24 protein-coding genes are annotated in these 20,919 nt (G+C 68.7%); 15 read left to right on the plus strand and 9 right to left on the minus strand.

Features of this window, described 5'->3' with window-relative positions; all coding sequences use genetic code 11:
* Positions 1–32: 32 nt before the first annotated feature.
* Both VGB24_RS05085 and VGB24_RS05090 read right to left on the minus strand, forming a co-directional pair.
* Entirely contained in the window at positions 33–1,064 is a 1,032-nt protein-coding gene (locus VGB24_RS05085; protein ID WP_331071878.1) for a hypothetical protein, read from the minus strand.
* A 251-nt stretch (positions 1,065–1,315) separates the two neighbouring features.
* A complete protein-coding gene (locus VGB24_RS05090) occupies positions 1,316–1,441 on the minus strand; it encodes a hypothetical protein (RefSeq protein ID WP_331071879.1) in 126 nt (41 codons plus the stop codon).
* A 180-nt stretch (positions 1,442–1,621) separates the two neighbouring features.
* Between VGB24_RS05090 and VGB24_RS05095 the strand changes: the two genes are divergently transcribed.
* The gene (locus tag VGB24_RS05095; protein WP_331071880.1) at positions 1,622–2,182 is read left to right on the plus strand and encodes a hypothetical protein; all 561 of its coding nucleotides are present in this window, start codon (positions 1,622–1,624) and stop codon (positions 2,180–2,182) included.
* 117 nt (positions 2,183–2,299) lie between these two features.
* Here the strand turns inward: VGB24_RS05095 and VGB24_RS05100 are convergent, their stop codons facing one another.
* The 3 genes from VGB24_RS05100 to VGB24_RS05110 form a co-directional block, all read right to left on the minus strand.
* Positions 2,300–2,473, minus strand: a complete 174-nt coding sequence (locus VGB24_RS05100) for a hypothetical protein (protein WP_331071881.1) — start codon at positions 2,471–2,473, stop codon at positions 2,300–2,302.
* A 51-nt stretch (positions 2,474–2,524) separates the two neighbouring features.
* Positions 2,525–3,397 (minus strand): hypothetical protein, encoded by an 873-nt coding sequence (locus VGB24_RS05105; RefSeq protein ID WP_331071882.1) that lies wholly within the window; start codon positions 3,395–3,397, stop codon positions 2,525–2,527.
* A 247-nt stretch (positions 3,398–3,644) separates the two neighbouring features.
* Positions 3,645–3,818 (minus strand): hypothetical protein, encoded by a 174-nt coding sequence (locus VGB24_RS05110; RefSeq protein ID WP_331071883.1) that lies wholly within the window; start codon positions 3,816–3,818, stop codon positions 3,645–3,647.
* An 896-nt stretch (positions 3,819–4,714) separates the two neighbouring features.
* On the opposite strand from VGB24_RS05110, the gene VGB24_RS05115 reads away from it, so the two are divergent.
* Entirely contained in the window at positions 4,715–5,074 is a 360-nt protein-coding gene (locus VGB24_RS05115) for a hypothetical protein (RefSeq protein ID WP_331071884.1), read from the plus strand.
* Between the two features lie 88 nt (positions 5,075–5,162).
* Here VGB24_RS05115 and VGB24_RS05120 read toward each other — a convergent pair whose 3' ends face one another.
* Positions 5,163–5,633 (minus strand): hypothetical protein, encoded by a 471-nt coding sequence (locus VGB24_RS05120; protein ID WP_331071885.1) that lies wholly within the window; start codon positions 5,631–5,633, stop codon positions 5,163–5,165.
* A gap of 400 nt (positions 5,634–6,033) precedes the next feature.
* On the opposite strand from VGB24_RS05120, the gene VGB24_RS05125 reads away from it, so the two are divergent.
* The 3 genes from VGB24_RS05125 (at position 6,034) to VGB24_RS05135 (ending at position 7,753) form a co-directional block, all read left to right on the plus strand.
* Positions 6,034–6,576 (plus strand): nuclear transport factor 2 family protein, encoded by a 543-nt coding sequence (locus VGB24_RS05125; protein ID WP_331071886.1) that lies wholly within the window; start codon positions 6,034–6,036, stop codon positions 6,574–6,576.
* A gap of 85 nt (positions 6,577–6,661) precedes the next feature.
* Complete coding sequence (locus VGB24_RS05130) at positions 6,662–7,201, plus strand: cupin domain-containing protein (protein ID WP_331071887.1); 540 nt, start codon at positions 6,662–6,664, stop codon at positions 7,199–7,201.
* 114 nt (positions 7,202–7,315) lie between these two features.
* Positions 7,316–7,753 carry an OsmC family protein gene (locus VGB24_RS05135; RefSeq protein WP_331071888.1) on the plus strand — a complete coding sequence of 146 codons (438 nt, stop codon included), beginning with the start codon at positions 7,316–7,318 and terminating at the stop codon, positions 7,751–7,753.
* 112 nt (positions 7,754–7,865) lie between these two features.
* Here VGB24_RS05135 and VGB24_RS05140 read toward each other — a convergent pair whose 3' ends face one another.
* Positions 7,866–9,323, minus strand: coding sequence for an MFS transporter (locus VGB24_RS05140; RefSeq protein WP_349263894.1), 1,458 nt, complete (start codon positions 9,321–9,323; stop codon positions 7,866–7,868).
* 132 nt (positions 9,324–9,455) lie between these two features.
* Here VGB24_RS05140 and VGB24_RS05145 point away from each other — a divergent pair, with 132 nt between their 5' ends.
* Positions 9,456–10,364 carry a LysR family transcriptional regulator gene (locus VGB24_RS05145; RefSeq protein WP_331071890.1) on the plus strand — a complete coding sequence of 303 codons (909 nt, stop codon included), beginning with the start codon at positions 9,456–9,458 and terminating at the stop codon, positions 10,362–10,364.
* Here the strand turns inward: VGB24_RS05145 and VGB24_RS05150 are convergent.
* On the minus strand, positions 10,361–10,888 hold the full coding sequence (locus VGB24_RS05150) for a GrpB family protein (RefSeq protein WP_331071891.1): 528 nt from the start codon (positions 10,886–10,888) through the stop codon (positions 10,361–10,363). The genes VGB24_RS05145 and VGB24_RS05150 overlap by 4 nt on opposite strands.
* A gap of 769 nt (positions 10,889–11,657) precedes the next feature.
* Between VGB24_RS05150 and VGB24_RS05155 the strand changes: the two genes are divergently transcribed.
* From VGB24_RS05155 to VGB24_RS05165, 3 genes are read left to right on the plus strand one after another with little or no spacing between them, the layout of a single operon-like run.
* The gene (locus tag VGB24_RS05155) at positions 11,658–12,092 is read left to right on the plus strand and encodes a hypothetical protein (protein WP_331071892.1); all 435 of its coding nucleotides are present in this window, start codon (positions 11,658–11,660) and stop codon (positions 12,090–12,092) included.
* Positions 12,089–12,808: a retropepsin-like aspartic protease gene (locus tag VGB24_RS05160; RefSeq protein ID WP_331071893.1), complete on the plus strand. Its 720-nt coding sequence runs from the start codon at positions 12,089–12,091 to the stop codon at positions 12,806–12,808. The genes VGB24_RS05155 and VGB24_RS05160 overlap by 4 nt, the downstream gene beginning before the upstream one ends.
* Positions 12,805–13,188: a hypothetical protein gene (locus VGB24_RS05165; RefSeq protein WP_331071894.1), complete on the plus strand. Its 384-nt coding sequence runs from the start codon at positions 12,805–12,807 to the stop codon at positions 13,186–13,188. The genes VGB24_RS05160 and VGB24_RS05165 overlap by 4 nt, the downstream gene beginning before the upstream one ends.
* Positions 13,189–13,222: 34 nt before the next feature.
* Here the strand turns inward: VGB24_RS05165 and VGB24_RS05170 are convergent, their stop codons facing one another.
* Entirely contained in the window at positions 13,223–15,247 is a 2,025-nt protein-coding gene (locus VGB24_RS05170) for a TonB-dependent receptor plug domain-containing protein (RefSeq protein WP_331071895.1), read from the minus strand.
* A 1,049-nt stretch (positions 15,248–16,296) separates the two neighbouring features.
* Here VGB24_RS05170 and VGB24_RS05175 point away from each other — a divergent pair.
* From VGB24_RS05175 to VGB24_RS05200, 6 genes are read left to right on the plus strand one after another with little or no spacing between them, the layout of a single operon-like run.
* On the plus strand, positions 16,297–17,946 hold the full coding sequence (locus VGB24_RS05175; RefSeq protein ID WP_331071896.1) for an XAC2610-related protein: 1,650 nt from the start codon (positions 16,297–16,299) through the stop codon (positions 17,944–17,946).
* Positions 17,943–18,398 (plus strand): hypothetical protein, encoded by a 456-nt coding sequence (locus VGB24_RS05180; protein WP_331071897.1) that lies wholly within the window; start codon positions 17,943–17,945, stop codon positions 18,396–18,398. Before VGB24_RS05175 ends, VGB24_RS05180 begins: the two co-directional genes overlap by 4 nt.
* Before the next feature lies 1 nt (position 18,399).
* Complete coding sequence (locus tag VGB24_RS05185; RefSeq protein ID WP_331071898.1) at positions 18,400–18,744, plus strand: hypothetical protein; 345 nt, start codon at positions 18,400–18,402, stop codon at positions 18,742–18,744.
* A 3-nt stretch (positions 18,745–18,747) separates the two neighbouring features.
* Entirely contained in the window at positions 18,748–19,410 is a 663-nt protein-coding gene (locus VGB24_RS05190; RefSeq protein ID WP_331071899.1) for a hypothetical protein, read from the plus strand.
* Positions 19,397–20,179, plus strand: coding sequence for a hypothetical protein (locus tag VGB24_RS05195; protein ID WP_331071900.1), 783 nt, complete (start codon positions 19,397–19,399; stop codon positions 20,177–20,179). Before VGB24_RS05190 ends, VGB24_RS05195 begins: the two co-directional genes overlap by 14 nt.
* Positions 20,176–20,862, plus strand: coding sequence for a hypothetical protein (locus VGB24_RS05200; RefSeq protein ID WP_331071901.1), 687 nt, complete (start codon positions 20,176–20,178; stop codon positions 20,860–20,862). Before VGB24_RS05195 ends, VGB24_RS05200 begins: the two co-directional genes overlap by 4 nt.
* The last annotated feature ends 57 nt before the right edge of the window (positions 20,863–20,919 follow it).

Below are 20,919 nucleotides of genomic sequence, written 5' to 3' on the forward strand. Positions count from 1 at the left end.
CTCTTCCTCTGGATTGGACCTGCTGGCGCCGCTTATTGCAGCGGCACGAACGCAAGGCCGTTGTTCGGGTTCATGGGAATCACGAGCTGGTTCGCGCCCGCGTCGTAGCACATGGACGCGGCGCTCGGAATGTTGCGGGCGATGAGCTCTGCGGGCGTGCCCGGGCGGATGCGGGAAACGCCTCCCAGGGTGACGCTGCTCAGGTACTTCGTGCCGTCCGGCATGATGACGAGGCCATCGCTGCCGGCCTGCGCCGCGTTCTCCGTTTTCACCAGCCGCCCAGCCGGAGAGAACGTCAGCACCTCGTCGTTGCCCATGTTGGCGACGACGATGTTGCCTTGGGGATCGATCGCGACGCCGTTGGGCTGGCGGAGCGGCGCCCCCTGCGCGAAGACCGACGCCGTGCCGTCCGGCGCGATCTTCCACACCCGCCACGTGGCCGGGTCGGGGGTGTCGCCGAAGTCGCCCGTCTGCGTGGCGTAGACCGCGCCGTCGTCCGCCACCTCGATGTCGTTCAGCCAGGGCGCGCCCTCCACGCGCATTTCGCCAGCCGGCACGCCGGTGCGCAGGTCGAAGCGGCGGATGACGGCGGCGCTCGGCTCGTCCGCACGGGTGCCGCCGTCGCGGTCGGCCACGTACAGCATGCCGCGCGCGATGTCGCTGCCGAACGGCTCGTTCAGCACCAGCGGCGTCGTCAGCCTCGGGCGCTCGGCCGGGCCCTGCACCCCGATCCACCGGGCGGTGTGCACCGACCCGTCGTGGTTGATGAACGAGACCCAGGCGTCGTTCGCCCGAACGTTCTGCGGAACGCCACGGTTGGGCACCACGATCACCCCACGCTCCGCGTCGTACGAGCAGCTTTCGGCGGAGAAGATGGCGCCGAAGACCTTCACGTTCGACGAGATCGCTTCGAACTCCCGCCCGGGCGTGACGGTGGCCGGCAGGCCGAGCGGATTGCCCACGGAGTAGGGCCGTGGACCCTCCGGCTGCTGCGCGGCCACCGGGGCGGCGAGAAGGCTGATGGCCAGGCCGGCTGCCCGGCCGAGGGAAACTGCTCGCAGCATGTTCGATCTCCTGATGTGGTCTTCGCTGTTTCTGCCGCTCAGCGTAGAGCCGGACCCTGCGCGGCGCAACCTCCGGCAGCTCTCCACAATCCATGACCGAGTACATCTCACCGTCTTCCAACGCCGTGTCTCCCAAATAGAGGGCACAGGGTGATTTGGGGCACGTTGAACGTGCCATTCGCGATTTGGGCGGAACGACGCCAGCAGTCGTAGCAGACTTCACCACGGCTGCTGCATCCGGAGTCCTTCAGTCACGCTGCAAGCCGCTGCACCACCTCCACCGCCGCGCGCTTGTAGACGGCAACGCACACCAGCTCGCCCCGCGAATCGCGCACCTCCCCCCAGCGGTGCTTCTCGCGCTTAACGACGTTGTACACGGGCAGCGCGGCGGGTGCGGGGCGTTGTCCTGCTGCTTTCTGGGCACATGACCTCCGATCCAACTCGAGCCCATCACCTACCCGCCCAAGGTAGAACTTCCTTGACGGGGACCCGAGCGCCGTTTAATGGTACGACTGTTCATCGATTTAGAGGGGCACGTCATCCCAGGAGCCAGTCTCATGAAACAGGTACTTACGCACGACCGCGAGGCGCTGAAGAGTCGGATTTGGGCGCTTGATCTTGACCCGATTGTGGTGAAGCTCACGCACGCGGATGGCGGCACCGGCTGGACCCGTGAACGCGCTCTCCAAGGCGCAGAGGAATACAGACGCTTCCTCTTCCTGACTGTGGCGCGTCCGGAGACGATCGTGCCGACGGAGTTTATCGACGAGGTGTGGCATACACACATTCTCGATACGATGAAGTACGCCGAGGATTGCGACCGAGCGTTCGGGTTCTTCTTGCACCATTTCCCGTACTTCGGGATTCGCGGTGACGACGATCAGGCGCTCCTGCAGTCAACCTTTCGCGCCACCGCCGGGATCTATGAGAGCGAGTTCGGATCGACGTATTTCGTTGGTTTGGACAGCGCCGGTGATTGCAGCGGTGGGGGAGGTTGCGCGCATACAGCGCCGTATGCTGCCGGTGATTGCAGCGGTGGAGGAGGCTGCGCGCATCCCGGCTACATCGTCGAGGACGTCGTTCGTTCCAATCTTCGGCCGTCACTGGCGGCCGCGTAGTGATCGCCGGCTCTCCCCCGCCCTGTAGGGGTCCGGTACGAGGGACGACCAACGTCATTGCAATGCCAAGCAGCAGCCGAGGTATTCCTCACCGCGGCTGCTGCACTCTGCCCTGCCTCACGCCGAGAGCCGCAGCAACACCTCTACCGCGCCGCGCTTGTAGACTGTCACGCACACCAACTCGCCCCGCCGATCGCGCACCTCCCACCAGCGGTCCTTCTCGCACTTGACGACCTTGTACGCGGGCTGCGCGACGGGTACGGGCGCGTTGTCCTGCTGCTTCCTGGCCATCGTGACATCCGATCCTCTTGACCCTAGGCCGTCCAGCAGCGCCGAGGAAGATCACCGATGCACTACGTTCACGACGGTACTTCGGTACGAAGTCACCCAGATTTCCTGCTCATTGATGCCGACGATGTCGGTGACATTACCGACAACGTAGCCAAACACAAAGAACAGTACGTCCTCACCCCACGCGATTTTTTCTTTGAGGATCCCCCGAACCACCTGCTCATTAACTCCAGCCTTCCGAAGGTCCTTGCCCTCCAGAAATACATTAACCGTAGATTCGTCTACCAAGGAAACCGGTAGTTGCCCAAACTCGCGAAGCAGATTCATCACGTAGTAGCGTTGTCGTTGATTGCTCCATTCCTTTCCGATTAGTTCATAGAGATGCTTGGGGCGAAACAGGAGCTTTATGACTTGAACCCGTTCCTCTACAATCGGCTCTGGAGAACCCATCGCGAATGCGCCATCCACCTCGTACATCGAAAAACCTCCATAAACAGGCTGAATGGCCTTCAGACGATCAATGAGATCGTGCTGATGTTTAATCCGCAACTTTCCTGGCAACAACTTTTCGATTCGCTCCCGAGCTGTCTCCGTTGGTGGAGTCAAATAAGCGACCACCTCTTGCGGGGTCAGGCCGCGCTTCAATGCATCATAAACCCGTCCTTGGTAACTCATTTTTTTGGGGAGGAAAACCTCGAATAATAGCCCTGGTTCAGCTTGCTCTGCAGTGTAGTCGTCGGCAAGTCCCAACGAAGATCGAACCTCCTCTACGGAGTGGACGACGGAGGGTTTTAGCTTATTTATCGCGAGTTTTGCTTGCTCGGCGAAATCAAGGCTACTCACTTCCCCCACTACCTGATCTAGTTCATGCCGAAAATTATCGACGAGACCGTAGAGATGTTCGAGGAATTCTTTCTTCGTCATCGTGATTCCTTTCAGGCTTTTCGTGGCCGAACGGCAAGAGCGTCAAAGATGCGTGGCCTGCGGAACAGCGTAACGTGTGGTGCCGCTCGATAAGTCTAATTAGGCCGAGTTCTGATCAAGCGCAAGCACTTGGCAACGCTCGGGCCAAGGCTAGAAGGTTCCCAGCCACTGGGAACTGGCGCAAAAGCCGAAAACTGAAGCAGCCGCGGCAAGGCCGCCACGGCTGCTTCGAGTGTGACTCCTTGGGTCAGGTCGCGAGCCGGCGCACCACCTCGACCGCGCCGCGCTTGTAGACCGTCACGCACACCAGCTCGTCCTGCAGATCGCGCACCTCCCACCAGCGGTCCTTCTCGCGCTTGACGACCTTATACGCGGCCTGCGCGGCGGGTGCGGGCGCGCTGTCCTGCTGCTTCCTTGCCATCGTGACCTCCGATCCTCTTGACCCCGGCCGCCCAGCAGGGCAACTTTGGTGAGCGGGCGGCCTTCGGGTCGGTTCGCGAGTGCAAGGCTGATCGTGTCTCTTTGCGGAGGAGCGATCAGCCTCGTTCTTGTGCCCTCTGGTTAATAATGTCGTTAACCGTAGGGTTTGTCAATAGAGAGTTTAACCGCCGCCGACGAAGATCGTGGACTACAAGGAAGCTACTGACAGGCTGTTCGAACGGATCACCGCTGAGGATCTGGCAGCAGAACTCGGCCTGTCGCAGAATGCTATCGCCAGGGCACGCCTTGACCCTGCTACCCGCGGATACCGGCCACCGCCGGCCGCCTGGGAGGCTGCTGTCGCAAAAGTCGCAGAGAGGCGAGGCAGGGACTTGCTGGACCTCAGCCGTGAACTGACGAAGCTTCTATAATTGTTCGCGATTCGCTAACCTGCGAAGGGAAGGTCGGAAATGCCACAAGGTCAACAAAGTGGAGCCGCAGCTGCCAAATGGGGCCTAGCAACTGGCCGCAAGCTTGCGGAACAACTGGGGGCCACCTTAGTCAGCCACAGATCAAATGAGTGTCTGCTGCGCGGCGAGCGGATCGTCATAAAATGCGCAAAGCAGGAGACAGACAGTGTAGGAGTGACGTTTCGAATGCTTGAACGATTGTCCCGTGTCTTTGGTGCCTTTCAACAGCAAGACGGGAGCTTTGATGTCTGGGCCGTGCCCGCATCTGCTTTCGGGCAGAGCATGCGCGACAGCCAGAGTGGACGCCAGCGGGGTGCCACGCCGAAGGTGGGCCTCGTCCGTCGAAGCACGTTCATGGATTCCGGCACACACGTCGGGAATTTCCGCCTTCCGTGAACCCTCAATCGATTTTCCCTGGAGACAGAAAATGGCTCTGCAAGACGCATCAGAACTCAGGGATGTACTCGGGCTTGACCAATTTGAAAAACAATTGATCAAGGCTTTTTTGCAAGGCGCCGTTTACTGCTGGGTGAAGAACCGAAGGGGTGAAGAATTTGCCGCCCGGGACTTGGTCGGCGGTGAAAACGCCGACTGGCGGGGAACACCTCTCCAAGCCCTGTACGCGAAGCATATCGACCACGGAAAGGATCACGAATCCGCGGTCGAAGCTGCCGCGAAGGATCTAGGTTGGCTCTTGAAGTCTGTGTTAGCTGAGGACAAGCGGGAGTTTGCAACAGGAAAGTCTGGCTTAGTTAACGCCTATCGCTGGATTGAGGAAGGGAAGTGAGTCGTGCGTGCGTGTTTGGAATTATGTCGGTTGAGAATGGGTGGCCCGGAACCTTGACCGGGAGGAGCGAATGGGCCACCCTGGGATCTCAGTTCACTGCTTGTACTCTCTCAATGCTTTCCGCGTAGCGGGTGGCCTCCGCGATGAGACGTTCCACGAGATTCGGCAAATACTCCAAAGCCGCAATCCGGACAGCACGCGGAGCCTGAGACAGCGGAGTTGGAGCGGCGGCCAGGAACTCCTGGTGGTAGGGACATGCTGTATTGCCTTCAAAGAACCCGCTTACGAAACGCGTGGACTTAACTGCCAAGCACCAACTTCCATTCACTTTAGCGAACCCAAGGAACTGCGAGATCCACGACATCTCACCTGGATTCGGTTCTACCGCGTCAGTGGAGTTCAGAGCTTCCGACAGCCAGACCTCAATCCCGATGTTAGCAGAAACTAGCCGAGCTTCGACACTCGAGATTATGGTATTGGCTGTGTCCGAGGCTCGATTGAGGCGCTCGGCTGCGTTGGTAAGGCCGGGTAGCAGGTTGGTCAGTTCGGCTTCCGCCATAAGATTCCTCTCTTTCGTTTCGGCTCCTTCCGGAGCCCATGTTGAACCGGTCAAGATTCTGCCCGCAGGATAGCCGAATGCGCTGCTGGCGTCAACCTACTCGCGCCCCTCACATACTCGCGCCCCCTCACATACTCGCGCCCCCTCACCCGCCTGCCTCCTGCCGTCGACAAGCCCGGCTCGAAAAATCGAAGCGAGCGCCGCAACGGCGAAACCCCCGGGCAGGGGCGAAGCAAATCCAACCGGTAGGATGAACGCCGCCGAAGTCCCGCCCGCCGACGTGGTGGGCACTGGCGGCTCGCGGCTTCCCCCGTAGCTTTCACGTGCCCCAGCGGACAACCGTCCCCTGGCCGCCTTGGGCCAGGTGGCACGATCCATTTCCTCGCACCCAGCTACGCACATGCGCAGACTCCATCTGTCTCTCCTGCTGCTCCCCCTGCTCGCCGCCTGCCAGCCGCAGACGTCTTCCGCGCCGTCGCCCGCGCCCTCGTCCATCCCGGCGGCCGCCCAGGCCGGTGCGCGCGAAACGACGCAGCAGGAGCAGGCGGCGGTGCTCGCGGCCATCCAGAGCTTCATGGACGCGCTGCGGGCCAAGGACGTGGCCGCGATGAACCAGCACGTGGACTCGCTCACGCGCCTCACGCTCATCCGGCCGACGCGGGACGGGGGAACGCGCGTGGTGGTGATGACCGGCGCCCAGTTCATCACCGCGGTGACGCAGCCGAACCAGCCCGGGATCGACGAGCCCATCCGCAACCCGGTGGTGCACGTGAGCGGCGACCTGGCCACCGTCTGGGCCGAATACCAGGTGCGGCGCGACACCACCGTCACGCACTGCGGCTTCGACGCCTTTCACCTGGTGCGCAGCGGCGGACGCTGGAAGCTCCTGAACATCAGCGACACCTACCAGGCCGCGGGGTGTGGCCCCGCCTGGCCGAACTGACACCGTTCCAGGGCCAGGCGCCGCTGAGACGGTGCACGGGGGTGCCCGGCCACCCACCGCGATCCCCGCACCCTCGAGGTCTCCCATGCGCTACCCGATCCTGGGCTGGGCAGGCGTGCTCGCCACCGCCGTCGCCTGCACCCGCGCCACACCACCGGCTCCCGCTCCGGCGGGCGGCGGGACGGTTCTCGCAGCCGATCAGGGCGAGCTGTACTACCTGGGCCGGCGCCAGTCTCCCACGCTGATCAAGGTCGATCCGAAGGTCGCGGGGTCCCGGCACCTCTTCATGCTCACCGAGGTGCTGCCCCCGGGCACGGGCGTGCCGGTGCATCGGCACACGCACGACGAGGAAATCCTGTTCATCCATGCAGGAACGGTCACGGTAACGCTGGGCGACCGGCAGACCGAGGCGCGAGCCGGTGCCACGGTGTTCATTCCACCCAATACCTGGATCGGTGTCCAGAACACCGGGAGCGAGCCCGCCACGTTCCTCGCCATCTTCGCGGATCCATCCACGGGCGACTACTTCCGGGGGATCGGACGCGCCCCGGGCGACCCCCGGCCCCCGCCCACGGACGAGGAGTTCGCCGCGCTGAATCGCCGTCACCACATGGAGTACAGGTGAGTCTGGGTAGCGTGGCGGGGAGCGTCTTTTGCTCCGCGCCCGTTCAGGCGTAGCCGAACGCTGGATCCCTTCCGTCCAGACGGACACACACACCATCACCACCGGGACAACGAGATGCTCAAGCGCAGAGGCAGTGCGGTATGGAACGGCACCGGGGCCGAGGGCTCCGGAACGATCAGCACGTTCAGCGGGGCGCTGAAGGACCAGCCGTATTCCACCTCCATGCGGTTCCAGAGCGAGGACGGCCGCGCGGGCACCAATCCCGAGGAGCTGATCGCCGCGGCGCACGCGGCCTGCTTCAACATGGCGCTCAGCTTTCAGCTCACCGGCGCCGGCTTTCCCCCCGAGGAGCTGAGCACGCAGGCGGTCCTGACGATGGAGAGCGAGGGCGTGCACTGGACCATCACCGCCGTGCGCCTTGAGCTTCGCGGCAAGGTTCCGGACATCTCCGCGGAACAGTTCCAGGAGCTCGCCCTCGCGGCGAAGGCGGGCTGCCCCGTATCCAAGGTGCTGAACGCCGAGATCACCCTCGACGCCCAGCTCGCGTCCTGACCGTGCGGCAGACGATCGGATCGGCGCTCCTCCGCGCCGATCCGATCGCCTCCATCCCACGCTCCTCCTCTCCCACTCTCCCCACACGATGCGCGCTGTCGCGTGCGACGCATCATGGCGCACATCCGGCGAGCGCGGGGCGTGTCGCGAGCCCGCGGCTTCCCACCGCGATGGCGAGCGCGGCGACGATCAGCATCCCCGCGACTGCGAAGGTGATGCGCATTCCGGTGGATACGGCCGCGGGATCCGCCGTCGCGATGTCGGGCGACGCGGAGGCGAGGGCGAACACGGCGCCCATCACCGATGCACCCGTGATCAGCCCCAGGTTGCGCGACAGGTTGAGCATCCCCGAGACGACGCCTCGCTGCCCCGCGCGGATGTCGGCCATTACGGCGGTGTTGTTGGCCGTCTGGAACAGCGCGTAGCCCGCGGTCAGGATGGCGATCGGGACGACGTAGCCGCTCACGCCGAAGCTCGCCGGCAGCATCGACAGGGTGAAGCAGCCCGCCGCCACGCCGAGGAGCCCCGCGATGGACAGGCGTCGTGCACCCAGGTGGTCCACCAGGCGGCCGGCGGGCGCACCGGTCAGCGCGGCGACGAACGGGCCGATGGACAGGACCACACCGACCAGCGCCGCCTCCAGCCCCAGCGCCCGAGAGAGATAGAACGGTCCCACCACCAGCGTCGCCATCATTACCGTCGAGACGAGCGCGGTCGTGGCGAGCCCCGTCCGGAGCACGGGATCGTGGAGCATCGCCAGCCGGATCAGGGGCGACGCCGCTCTCCTCTCCGCGAGCACGAAGAGGCCTGCCCCGAGCCCAGCCGCCAGCAGCAGGGCCACGTTGAGCGTACCGAACCGGCCGCGCCCCATCGTCATCGCCAGCGCATACGCCGCCAGCGTGAGCGCGAGCAGCAGCGTACCCACCGCGTCGAACCCGGCCCGATTCGTCGACGCACCCGGCCGGTCGGCGGGGAGGTGGCGATGCGCCAGGAGCAGCGCCGCGATGCCCAGCGGCACCGTGACGAGGAAGATGGCCCGCCAGCCGAGCCCGGCGATCAGCACGCCGCCGAGCGAAGGGCCCAGCGCCGTGCCGACGGCGGACATCGTGCCGAGCAGGCCCATGGCGCTCCCCGTTCGTTCCCGCGGCACCGTCTCGCCGACGAACGCCATGGTGAGCACCATCATGGCCGCCGCCCCCAGGCCCTGCGCCGCCCGCGCCGCGATCAGCATCCAGAGCGTGGGCGCGACGCCGCACAGGGCCGACGCCACGGTGAACAGGAGGATCCCGGACAGCAGCAGCCGCTTGCGTCCCACGACGTCCCCGAGCCGCCCCACGCTGACGATCAGGGTGGTGATGGCCAGCAGGTACGCCAGGACAATCCACTGAACTTCCTGGAACGAGGCGGTGAACGCCCGCGCCAGCGTCGGAAGGGCGACGTTGGCGATGCTGGTGCCCAGCGACGACAGCAGCACGGCGAGCGAAAGGCTGGCGAGCGCCCACCGGGCCGAGGACGTGCGTCCCATTTTTCCAGCGACTGGCCCATCCCGTTCCGCGGTGGCGTTCTTCATCGTGGACTCCCGTTCTGATGGCTCTTCTATGGCCGATCAGAAACGTAGTCCCGCTGAGGGATGGCGGAAGACGCATGGATTGCATTTTATTCGTGCGTTCAACGCCACGTCACACCGTCCTGCGAGGGGTGCATGTCGAAGCCAGATCTCAACCTGCTCGTCACGCTGGACGTGCTGCTCGCGGAGGGCAGCGTCGCGCGTGCGGCCGAACGCCTACGGCTCAGCCCGTCGGCCATGAGCCGGGCGCTGGCGCGGCTGCGGGAAGCGACGGGTGATCCGCTGCTGGTGCGGGCCGGACGCGGTCTGGTTCCCACGCCTCGCGCGACGGAACTGCGCGAGCGAGTCAGCCAGCTCGTGCAGGATGCGGAGGCGGTCCTGCGTCCGGCGGAGATGCTGGATCGCGCGCGGCTACAGCGGACCTTTGCGCTGCGGGCCAGCGAGGGGTTCGTGGAGAACTTCGGAGCGGAACTCGTCGCCCGGGTCGCGGCGGAGGCTCCCGGCGTGCGGCTGCGGTTCGTGCAGAAGTCCAGCAAGGACAGCGCGCCCCTTCGCGACGGGAGCATCGACCTGGACGTCGGCGTCGTCGGCGCGGGGGCTGCGCCGGAACTGCGGGCGCAGTCGTTGTTCCGGGACCGGTTCGTGGGCGTCGTGCGGGCGGGCCACGCGTTGAGTGAGGGCGAGGTCACCCCCGCCCGCTACGCCGCGGGCAGGCACGTCGGTGTATCGCGGCGGAGTGGGGACGGCGGGGGACCGATCGACGACGCGCTGAGGGCGGTGGGACTGGAACGGGAGATCGCCACCATCGTCGGCGGGTTTTCGGCGGCGCTGGCGTTGGCGCGGGCGTCGGACCTGATCGCGAGCGTTCCCGAGCGGCACACCGGCAACCTGCGCGCGGGGATGCACACCTTTCCGCTCCCGTTCGCCACGCCGGGGATCACCGTTTCCTTGCTCTGGCACCCGCGGCAGAGCGCCGATCCGGCGCATCGCTGGCTGCGCGGATGCATCCGGGAGATCTGCGCCGCGCCCGCCGAGTCACGCTAGCCGGCAGACGAGGCGCGCCACTCCGCTGCCCTGCGGTCGATCTCCTTGATGAAACCGTCCTTGCCATCCACGTACCCGTCCATGTCCCACGGGTATTCCTCCGCCAGCTTGCGCTTCAGATCGCTGTACCTCTGCGCATCCGCGGGATGGGCGATCATGTAGTCGCGGAACGCCAGGTGTCGCACCACTTCCGCCGAGCCGGCCTGGAACGCGTGGACCTGGTGCGTCCGAGTACCGTGCTGGTCATCCTTGCGAAAGTACCGGCGGCCCGGCATGCCGAACTCGCCCATCACTTCGTAGCCGATCGCCTCCATCGCGGAGCTTCGCTGGTCGATCGCCTCGATGTCATCGACCTCCATCAGCAGGTCGATGACGGGCTTCGCGTGGATGCCGGGGATCGCCGTGCTGCCGATGTGGTGGATGGCGATCAGGTGGGCGCCCAGCGCGGCCGCGATGTGCGTCGCCTCCGCCTGGAAGGAATCTCGCCACCGAGGATCGTGCGGAACGACTTCGACTTTCTTCATGATCAGGGATCTCACGTGTAGCTCGTTCACGGCAGCGGATTGAACCAAGCGCGGGGCGCGCCCTGTTCCGGAACCCACACGACCGCGCGCCCGCCGCCCTTCCAAGGGCGGGTAAACCCGCGGCTGGAACAGCGGAAAGCCCCGACTCGGACCGCTGTCGCGTCCCGCTCGGGGCTTCACCGGCATGCACACCGCAGTTGCCGGCGCGCACCTGTCATCCCGACGGAGCGGCCACGGGCACCTGCCGCCACACCGTACTCCGCAGCGTCGTTGCCGCGAATTCATTCGCCCCAGGAGGCCTGGGGCTCCCCGCCAGGAAAGGCCGAGGCCCGGGCTTCCGTGCCGCTGCCGCGCTCAGGCGGGGACGTGTCCGCGGCTGGATCCCACGGCCGTGCGCCGCATGTACTGCGGGCCGGTTCAGTGCGCCCGGGCCTCTGGATGACAGAATTGGCCTCGCGATGCAAGAGCGCGACATTCACCCTAGGACGCTCGAGGCATTCCCGCGTGGAAAGGCCGAGGCCCGGGCTTCCGTGCCGCTGCCGCGCCCAGGCTGGGAAGTGTCCGCGGCTGGATCCCACGGCCCTGCGAAGCGTGTACTGGGGGCTGGTGCAGTGCGCTCGGGCCTCTGGATGACAGATTGGCTGCAAGAGGCGTGGGATGACGCGCGAAGCCGATTGCAACCGAACGGGCGCTAGTCCGGTCCATCGTAAGGTAGCCCGGCAGGCCGATGTGCGGCCGGCGGGCAGAACCTTTCGCGGGACGAACAACCATGAAGTGCCATTCCGGCCGACGCACGGCCCTGCTCATTTTTCTGATCCTCGCTGGCTGCGCCCCCGCCACGCCGCCGACCGTGGCGCCGCCCGCGCCGCTGACCGTCGCCGACGTGCTCGAGCGCGTGCGGCGGGCGCAGGGCAGCGCCGCGGCGGGCGTGGTGCTCACCGAAGCGCCGGCCGGCGCCCCGGCGGACACCAGCGTGCGCGCCTTCGGGGCGGACGGCCGGGTGCGGAGCGGAAACACCCTTGGCTTCGACGGGGAATTCGCCTTTCAGATCGACCGCACCGGGATGGCGACGCCGGTTCCGCAGCGGCTGCGCGAGAAGCTCGCCATTCCCCTCTGGGTGCGCGGCGGCTGGTGGGCGGAGCGGGCGGGCCGTTCGAGCGGCGCCTTGCCCCGGAGCTGTCGGACGACTCCACGGTGGCCGTGAGCTTTCGGGCCCGCGACGGCCTGGTGCCCGCCACCGCGTTCGTGGACCGGCGCACGTGGCGGGTGCGCAGGCTGGTCGTGGAGTACGAACGGGGCCCCTACACCGTGGACTACGGCGACTGGCGCCCTGTCGCGGGGCGGCACTACGCGTTCGCGACCCGCACCGCGTACCGCGATATCGCGGAGCACCGGGTGGTGCGCGCCACGCCGCTCGCCCCGGGCGACTCGGTTCGCTTCACCGTGCCGCCGCTGCCGGCGGACCACGAGTTCGACGCGTCCGTTGCGGCCGAGGTCCCGACGCGCCGCGGGGTTCCGTTCGGCCCCGACTCGCCCGGCCACTACTACGTGCAGCCGGAGATCGACGGGGAGCAGGCGGGGTGGTTCCACTTCGACTCCGGCTCCGACGGCATGCAGATCGACGTGGCCCTGGCGGACCGGCTGGGCATGCCGGTCATTGGGCGCACGCGGTCCATGGGCGCGGACGGGCGGGTGCGCGAGGGCACCCTCCGGCGCGGCAAGACTTTCCGCCTGGGGCGCCTGACCTTTCGCGACCCGGTGTATCTGGCCCTGGACCTGTCCGAGAACAACGCGCCTCCGGGAGCGGCTATCCCGTGTTCGCGCGCGCCGTGGTGGAGTTCGCGCGCGACGGCGAGCACATCGCCCTGTTCGATCCTCGCGGCTACGCCCTGTCGCCCGGCGCGCAGTGGCAGCCCATGAGCTACATCGACCTGACGCCCGCCGTGTACACCCGCATCGAGGGCGGCCGCACGGGGCTGTACCAGCTCGACACGGGACACAGCGGCAGCCTGACGCTGTATGGCCCCTACATCCGCCAGGAGAACCTGCTGCAGGGCCGCGACACCATCGCGGTGACCACGTCGGGAGCGGGCGGCAGCTACCGCGAGCACGTCGGTACGGTGCAATGGATCGAGCTGGGGGGACGCCGCTTCGAGAACGTTCGCTCGGGGTTCCGCCTGGAGGGGCTGAGCCGCGAGGGCGGGGCAGGAAACATCGGACGGAAGCTGATGGCGCCGTTCACCGTGGTCTTCGACTATCCACACCGGCGCGTCGCCTTCGTGCCGCTGCCCGCCGGCTGATGCGGCCGCACGGGCGTCGACGGCTTCCGGCGGATCAGCCCAGCTCGATGCCCATCCGCAGCGTGCGGCCGGGCTGGGGGAGGCCGCACTGGTCGTAGAGGGCCGCGTCCGTGGCGTTCTCCACGTCCAGCGTCAGCCGGATCCTGCCCGCGAGCCCGCGGCCGCGCCTCCACTCGCGCTCCACGCCGCCGTCCACCCGCGTCCCGTCCTTCAGGCGGACCATCCGTTCCTCTTCGGCGTGCAGGCACCACTGCGCGCCCACGTACAGCGCGCGGCTCTGGGCGCGCAGGTTCCACGGCAGGTCCAGACGCGCGTCGAGCCCGGCGCGTGCGGAGGGAATGTTCTCCGGCCGCCGCTGCCCCTGGGGCGCGGTGGGGCCGTGGATGTGCACCCGCTGCAGCATCAGGTCGGCGGAAAGGGCGAGGGCGCGATGGCGGGTGGTGGCGAGCAGTTCCACGCCCGTGCTCTGCATCCGGTCGCGGTTCTCGCGCCGGAACCGCCCGTCGCCCACCGCCGTGCGGACGATGGCGTCCGACAGGTCGTGGCGGAACGCGACGCCCTGCACCTCCACGGGCCCCACCGCCGCCGTCAGGCCCGCCTCGGCGCCCAGCAGCCGTTCCGGGCGCAGCCCCGGGTTGGGCTCGAACCGCCCGAGCGACCCCGAGTAGAGCTCGCGGAGCGACGGGATGCGGGCGCGGCTGCTGACGGAGGCGTGAAGGCGCACGGAGCCGCCCGGCCGCGCGCTCACGCCGGCGCGCATTCCCGCCGCCCGCAGGGGGCGCAGGGCCGGCTTGTCTCCCGATTCCGGGGTGTCGGCCGCGTCCATCACCGCGCCGCCGCTCAGCTGAACGGCGCCCAGCGCCACCTCGCCCTCGGCGCCCAGGCTCCACAGGCGCTGGCGATACCGTGCGAACGGATCGTCGTCCACGCGCTCCCGGTGCCGGATGTCGGCATGGGTGAACGCGTACCGGAGGGTGGCGTGCGCCCCGGCTGCATGCTCCGCCGTCGTCCGCAGCGTCACCGTGCCATCCCGCCACCGCTCCCGCGCCTCGACGGCGTCGTACGACAGGTCGCCGTACTGCTCCAGCTCCGTCGCGGCGGCATCCACGCCCACGCTCGCCTCCACCCGCGCGGGCCAGGTGGCCGGGCCGCCCGCGGACAGGGCCAGCAGCGAGCGCGAGGTGGCCGGGTAGCGCCACAGCCGCGGCTCGCGCAGGTGCAGCTCCGGCGGAACGCCGCGCGACCCGCGCAGCACGCTCAGCGAGGCGCCGGCCCACGCGCCCGCGCCGCCCTCCGCCCGCGCGCCGACGTACGCCTGCGCCTGCTCGAAGTCGCTGTTGGCGCGCAGCCCGCCCGCGGCGCCCGAGTCGCTCACGGGGGAGGGGAGCGGCTGCCCCGGCCGCCGCCGCACGCCGGCGGAGGACGAGAGCGACAGCCTGCCGCCGCGCACCGCCGTCGACACGCCCGCCTGTCCGGAAGCCGACACCCCGCCCGCGTGGTCCGCGCCCATGCGCAGCGTGGGCGGCGCGCCGCCGATGGGAGAGCGCACCTGGACCACGCCGCCGAGCGTGTTGGGTCCGTGCAGCAGCGACGCCAGCCCCCGCACCAGCACCAGCCGCCCCGCCGCGGGGACCAGCGACGGGTCCGCCCGCCCGTCCCACGTCAGCGAGATGGGGACGCCGTCCATCACCACGGCTACCTGGCGCGACTCGGAGCCGCGCACCGACAGCTCCACCTCGCCGCGCGAGTTCTCGCGCACGCCGACGAAGGGAATCCGGCGCAGCGCCTGCGCCAGCGTGGGGGCGGCCGGCAGCGCGAGCGAGTCCGCATTTGCGACGATCGCGCTGGCGCCGCCCACCACGGAGGCCGCCGCCGGCACGGAGACGACCACGGCCTTCAGCCCGACCGTGGCCGCGGTGTCGGGACGCTCCTGGGCCGCCGCGGCGCCTGCTCGAAGCCCGGCGAGCACCGCGGCCATGCGCATCGCGAGCAGGGCGAGGCGCCGCCGGGCGGCGGGTGCACGGGGCACGATGGGAACGGAACCAGGGACGCGGTGCATGGGGCGCAGCGGGGTGAAACGAGCGGTTCGAACCACGCGTAGACCATCGCGCGAATCCCGCGCCAGAGGACGGTGCACGGCGCGGGCGTGATCTCGTTCGCGGCAGCGGAGTGAAATAGCTTCGGACGCGCTTCGTTGTAGAGGCCACGCCACAGCAGGCCGGTCCACGCAGGTGGACTTCGTGTGGTCGTTCCGCGAATTCATCCGCCCCAGGAGGGCTGCGGCTCCCTACCCGGGCAGGCCGAGACCCGGGGTTCCGTGCCGCTGCCGCGCCCAGGCGGGGACGTGTCCGCAGTCAGATCCCACGGCCCTGCAGAGTCTGCACTGCGGGCAGGTCCGGTGCGCTCGGGCCTCTGGATGACAAATTTGGCCTCGCGATGCAAGAGCGCGGCATTCGCCTGGAACTCCCGCCAGGGAAGTCCGCGAGGCCCGGGGTTCCGTGCCGCTGCCGCGCCCAGGCGGGGACGTGTCCGCAGTCAGATCCCACGGCCCTGCATCGTCTGCCCTGCGGGCGGGTTCGGTGTGCTCGGGCCTCTGGATGACAGATTTGGCCTCGCGATGCAAGAGCGCGGCATTCGCCTGGGGCTCCCGCCAGGCGAAGTCCGAGGCCCGGGTTTCCGTGCCGCTGCCGCGCCCAGGCGGGGACGTGTCCGCAGCCAGATCCCACGGCCCTGCATAGTCTGCACTGCGGGCCGGTCCGGTGCGCTCGGGCCTCTGGATCACAGAATGGGCCTCGCGATGCAAGAGCGCGCGATCCCTGCGCCAGAGCTCGCTCTTCCGCATCGAGCCCGCCGTAGAAGGCTCATGATCCAGGGATCTCGCGTGCAGCGCGTCCGGGGCAGCGGAGTGAAACAAACGCGGGGGGCCCGCCGTTGTGGAATCCACTCGCATCACGGCGCCGATGCAGTGCGACGGATGAATTGCCGAAGTGCGCGGTCCCTGTTATCCTACCGCGCCGGGCGGGCATCGACACGTTTTCCGCCTGACATCTCCGTCGTACGTTCTCCCCGCCGTCCGCGTTCCCAACCTTTCTTCTTCGCCTCCCTTCGATGCATCGAGCATCTGCTTTCCGCCGGCCCGTGGCCGGGCTGGCCGTGGGGCTCGCCCTCGCGTGGCAGCCGGGTGCCGTGGCCCTGCCCCCCGCCCCGTCCACGCCGCCCCAGGGGGTGTCCATTCCCGTCACGGGGGTGGGCTTTACGGCTGACGGGACGATCGCGGGGAACGCCAAGGAGCGCGCGGTGCTGCTGCGGGCGGGCTCGGTGCGCTTCCTGGGCGTCGGTGAACGGGGTGAGCCCAGCGAAGTGCGGGCCGTAAGCCGCTCGGGAAACGTCGTGGGGACCATCGGCCACCTGGGGAGCGTGCGCGGCTTCGTCCGCATGCGCGACGGGGCCCTGCACACGCTGCCCGCCGGGTTCATGCCCGTGGCCGTGAACGACGCCGGTGAGGTGGTGGGCCTGCTGTACCCCGAAGAGGGGCGCCGCCGCTCGGCGGTCTGGCGCGCGGGCGAGGCGCTGGCCCTGATCCCGGAAACGGACGAGATGCCCTTCGAGGCGGCCGGCATCAACGACCGGGGCGAGGTCGTCGCCTCGCACCCCGCGGCGGGCGTGTGGTCCCGGCGGGGCATGCGCCGTTTGCCGAAAACGCTGCGGGGGGAGGAGATCGCCTGGCACAGCTCCGTCGACATCAACAACCGGGGGGAAATCCTCGCCAACGGCTACGATTACCGGGAAGGCTCCACCCCGTTCATCTGGTCGGGCGGTGCGGCCCGCACCCTGCCGAACCCGGGCTCCACCGGCAGCTACGGGACGGCCCACGCTACGGCCATGAACGACCATGGAGAGGTGGTCGGCTGGTTCACGGCCCTCGACGAGGCCGGAGTGCCCGAGCGGTTCGCGGTCCTGTGGGGGCGGCAGGGCGTCCGGGTGCTCGGGGGGGTTCCCGGCACCCGCTCGTGCGTGGCTTCGGCCATCGACGGCGCGGGCACGGTGCTCGGTGTCTGCGAGTTCGGCGCGGCGTGGCGCATCGGCGAGCGCCCCGTCCCCGTCGAGGTGCCCGTGGTGTGGGAGAACGGCGTGGCGCGGCTCCTGTGCGGCGGCGGGGCTCCGCCGCGGGGCCGGGAGCACCCGTGCGATCCCGCGGCGTACGTGGCCGAGCCGCCGCGAGCGGTTTTCACGGCCCGCATCCATCCGGGCCTTCCACGCTACCGGTTCGAGTTCGTGGTGGACCACGGCGTCCCGGTGTCGGTGACGGCCCGTCCCGAGGACGGCAGCCGCGAGCCCCAGTATTTCGAACTCGGGGACGGCACCTCCACGGGCACGCCCATCCAGCTGACGGACCTGAACTTCGACGGATACCGTGACCTGTCGGTTCTCACGATGGGCGGCGGGCACAACGAGAGCTTCGAGTACTACCTCTTCGACCCGGCGACCGCGGCGTTCGTCTTCTTCCGCGCGGACAACCAGCTCATCCCCGAGCGGGCACGGCGCGAGGTGACCCAGTTCATCCACGGCAGCTGCTGCGCCGGGGAGCTGCGGACCTTCCGCTGGCTGGGAACGAAGCTGGTGCTGGTGCGCAACGAGGTGTGGGAGCCCTGGTCCCGGGACCAGACCCGGACGCTGCGCGTGGTCAGCGAGCGGAGGAACGGGCGGATGGTGGAGGTGTCGCGGCGGGTAGAGGTGCCGAAGCCGGACCCCCAATGAACGACGGGCCGGACTTTCGCTCCATGCTGGAGAAGGCGGACCGCGTGGTGCTCGGCGCGGTCCTGGGGTTCGTCGCCTACTACGTGGTGTGCATGATCTTCCTGTTCACCATGCTGATCGTCCAGGGCGGCGGGGCCCCGTGCGATCCGGAGGCGGGGCGGTGCTCCGATTCGCCCGACGTGCTCGTGTCGATGATGTCGGTGCTGGTGGCACTCACGGCGGGGATCCCGGCCGGGATATGCGCGGTGGTGCCGCGCTGGCGCGTGAACGTGCGGCCCGCGCTCGCAGCCATGGGGGTGACCTTTGCCCTGTCGGCGGTGCTGGAGGCGAGCGGCGCGGGGGGCACCGACGGGGGGTTCCTGGCCGTCGCCCTGATGGGGCCGCTGCAAGTCGCCGCGGCGCTGGCCGCCTGGCGCATGCGCAGGCCGTCCTGCTCGATGGAAGGGCTGTGAGATGATGAGTCCCAAGGCCAAACGCCTGGCGCTCGCGGCCGTGTGCCTGGCGGGGCTGGCGCTGCTGTACCTGTGGAGATGGGGAATCCCGTCCGATGACGCGGACTGGAGCCCCAACCGGCGGTACTACGTCCAGCGCTACAGCAACCTGAACTCCCGGATGTTCGAGATGCGGCCGCCGGGCGACGGCTCCAACTCCGACGGCTTCGTGCGCGTGTACGACCGCCGCGGAAGGCTGCTCCGCGAGCTGTACTACCGCGACAACCTGTACGTGCGGCCCCTGTGGTCCGGAGCGACCCTGTGGCTGAACGAAGATTCGGTGGCGCTCCCCACGACCTCGGAGTGAACCTTGTTGCGAAGAATGCGGCTTGCGAGGGCGCTGCTGGCGGCCGCCGCGCTGTTCGCGCCGAGCGCCGCCCGGGCGCAGGCTAGCCCCATGCAGACGGCGGAGGCGTTCCTGGACGCGCTGCGCACGCGGCGGTGGGAGGCCGCCGCGGCGCTCCTGGATCCGCGCGACGCCGCGCAATACCAGGAGCGTGAGCTGTCCTTCGCCGCGAGCGAGGCCGATCGCAGGCGAACGGGCGAGCTCCCCGCCGACACCAGCCCCGTGTGGACGATGGCATCGGCGCGGCTGCCGGTGTACGACACCGCGGCTGCCGGGCTGTTTCCGGGCTACCGCACCATCGGTGAGCACGCCGCGCTCCCGCCGACGCGGTTCGTGGCGCTCGCCTTACGGGCCTGGGCCGACAACCCGTACGTGGAATTGCTCACCGGCCCCACCAACCGCATCGTGGGCGAGGTGATGGAGGACGACTCCACCGCGCACGTGCTCATGCGCCGCGAGCGCGAGGCCTGGGACGTCCAGGACGCGGACGGGCCCGATGAGATGGACGTGCTGAGCCTGTACCGCGTGGACGGCCGCTGGCGCGTAGGCGCGAACCCGGACCTGCTTCGGTCCGTCCGCGAACTCCCCCGCCAGGAACCCGATGGTGACCTCGATGCCGCGCCGTGACCTCCGCGGCGCCATGCCACGGCTCGCGCGGACGCTGCTGGCCGCGGCCGCCGTGCTCCTGGCGCCCGCCGCCGCCCCGGCGCAGGGGAGCCCCGCGCAGACCGTGCAGGCCCTGTTCGACGCGATGGCCGCGCGGCAGTGGGATTCCGCGGCGGCGCTGTTCACACCGGAATCCGCGGCGTGGTACCAGCGCGAGCAGCTCGGCCTGAACCCTCGGCCCGCGGGGGACGATGAGCCCGGCAGCCGCGAGCTCCGGCTGCCCGACCCCGAGAGCGTGACGCGGGACGACTCCATCGCCCTCGGGCTGATCCCCGGCCTTGGCCCGGCCGCCGAACTGGCCGATCTCCCGCCCGCACGATTCGTGGCGCTCGCCCTTCGGGTGTGGGGAGGCACGCTGGGCTTCGAGACCGCCACGGCGCCGGGCGCGCGAACGGTGATCGGCCAGGTAGTGGAGAACGACTCCGTGGCGCACGTTCTCTATCGGGTGAGCCCGGAAGCGTACATGGACGGCCTCCCGTCGGCGGTCCGCGTGGTGCGCCTGGATGGAGTGGACGGGCGATGGCTCGTTCGCATCAACCGCGCGCTGTTCCGTTCCTTTGGAATGATGGAGCTGTACGCCGCGTGGAAGCCGCCGCTGGCCGTCACGGCGACGATCGAGGTGTACGCGGGCAGCGCGGCGGGCGCGTGCGATCCGGCGTCGTACCGTGAGCCTCGCCGCGGCCAGGAAGATCCAGTAGCGCTCCCCCACCTCGCCGGAGTGAGCCCATGACTTCGCACCGGTCCCCCGGCCGCCTGAACCGCTGGCTTGCCGCCGCCGCGGCCGCGAGCTGCGTGGCCGGCTGCCGCGCGGCCGCCCCGGATCTGGAGGCGGCCTCGTTCGACCCCCGCGCCGTACCCGGAGACACGGCCGTGGCGCAGGTGAGCGCCGCGGACGCCGCAGGAGGCGTGGCCGTGATGCCGGTGAGCGCGGCCGACACCCCTGCAGACACGGCGGGGGTGCAGGGGAGCGACACCGACGCCATCATGATCGTCTCGAACCGGGACTGGTGGCGGCCCTTCCCGCTAGCCGACTACGTGAAGCACCTGGACCCCCCCGGCCGCAAGATGCTCGACCGGCGGTGGGGCCCCGATGGGCGGCTCTACCTCCTGGTCCGCTCGATAGAGGCGTCGCGGTGGGACCCCAAGATCGCCTTCTGCGGCTCGGGCCAGGAGATGGACCTCGTCTGGCTCGCCGCCGATTCCGCGATGCGGGTGGTGAAGGAAGCCAGGGTCCGCGTGGCTTCGTGCCTCACGGGCCTCGAGCTGGAACGCGAGTCCCTGAAGGGGATGGCGGCGCCGTGGTACGTTCGCTTCCGCATGGCGGGCGACAGCCTGGGGACGGTGGAATACGATCCGCGGCATCCCGAGCGCGGCCTTCGCATGACCACGGTGCTGGACACGCTGCGCATGTAGTCCCGGGCGAGTGGTCCGGCGGAGCGCGCTTCGCCCGGTCCACGCCCCCGTCCGGCG

Origin of the sequence: Longimicrobium sp., from assembly GCF_036399935.1 — a bacterium.
Taxonomy (GTDB): domain Bacteria; phylum Gemmatimonadota; class Gemmatimonadetes; order Longimicrobiales; family Longimicrobiaceae; genus Longimicrobium.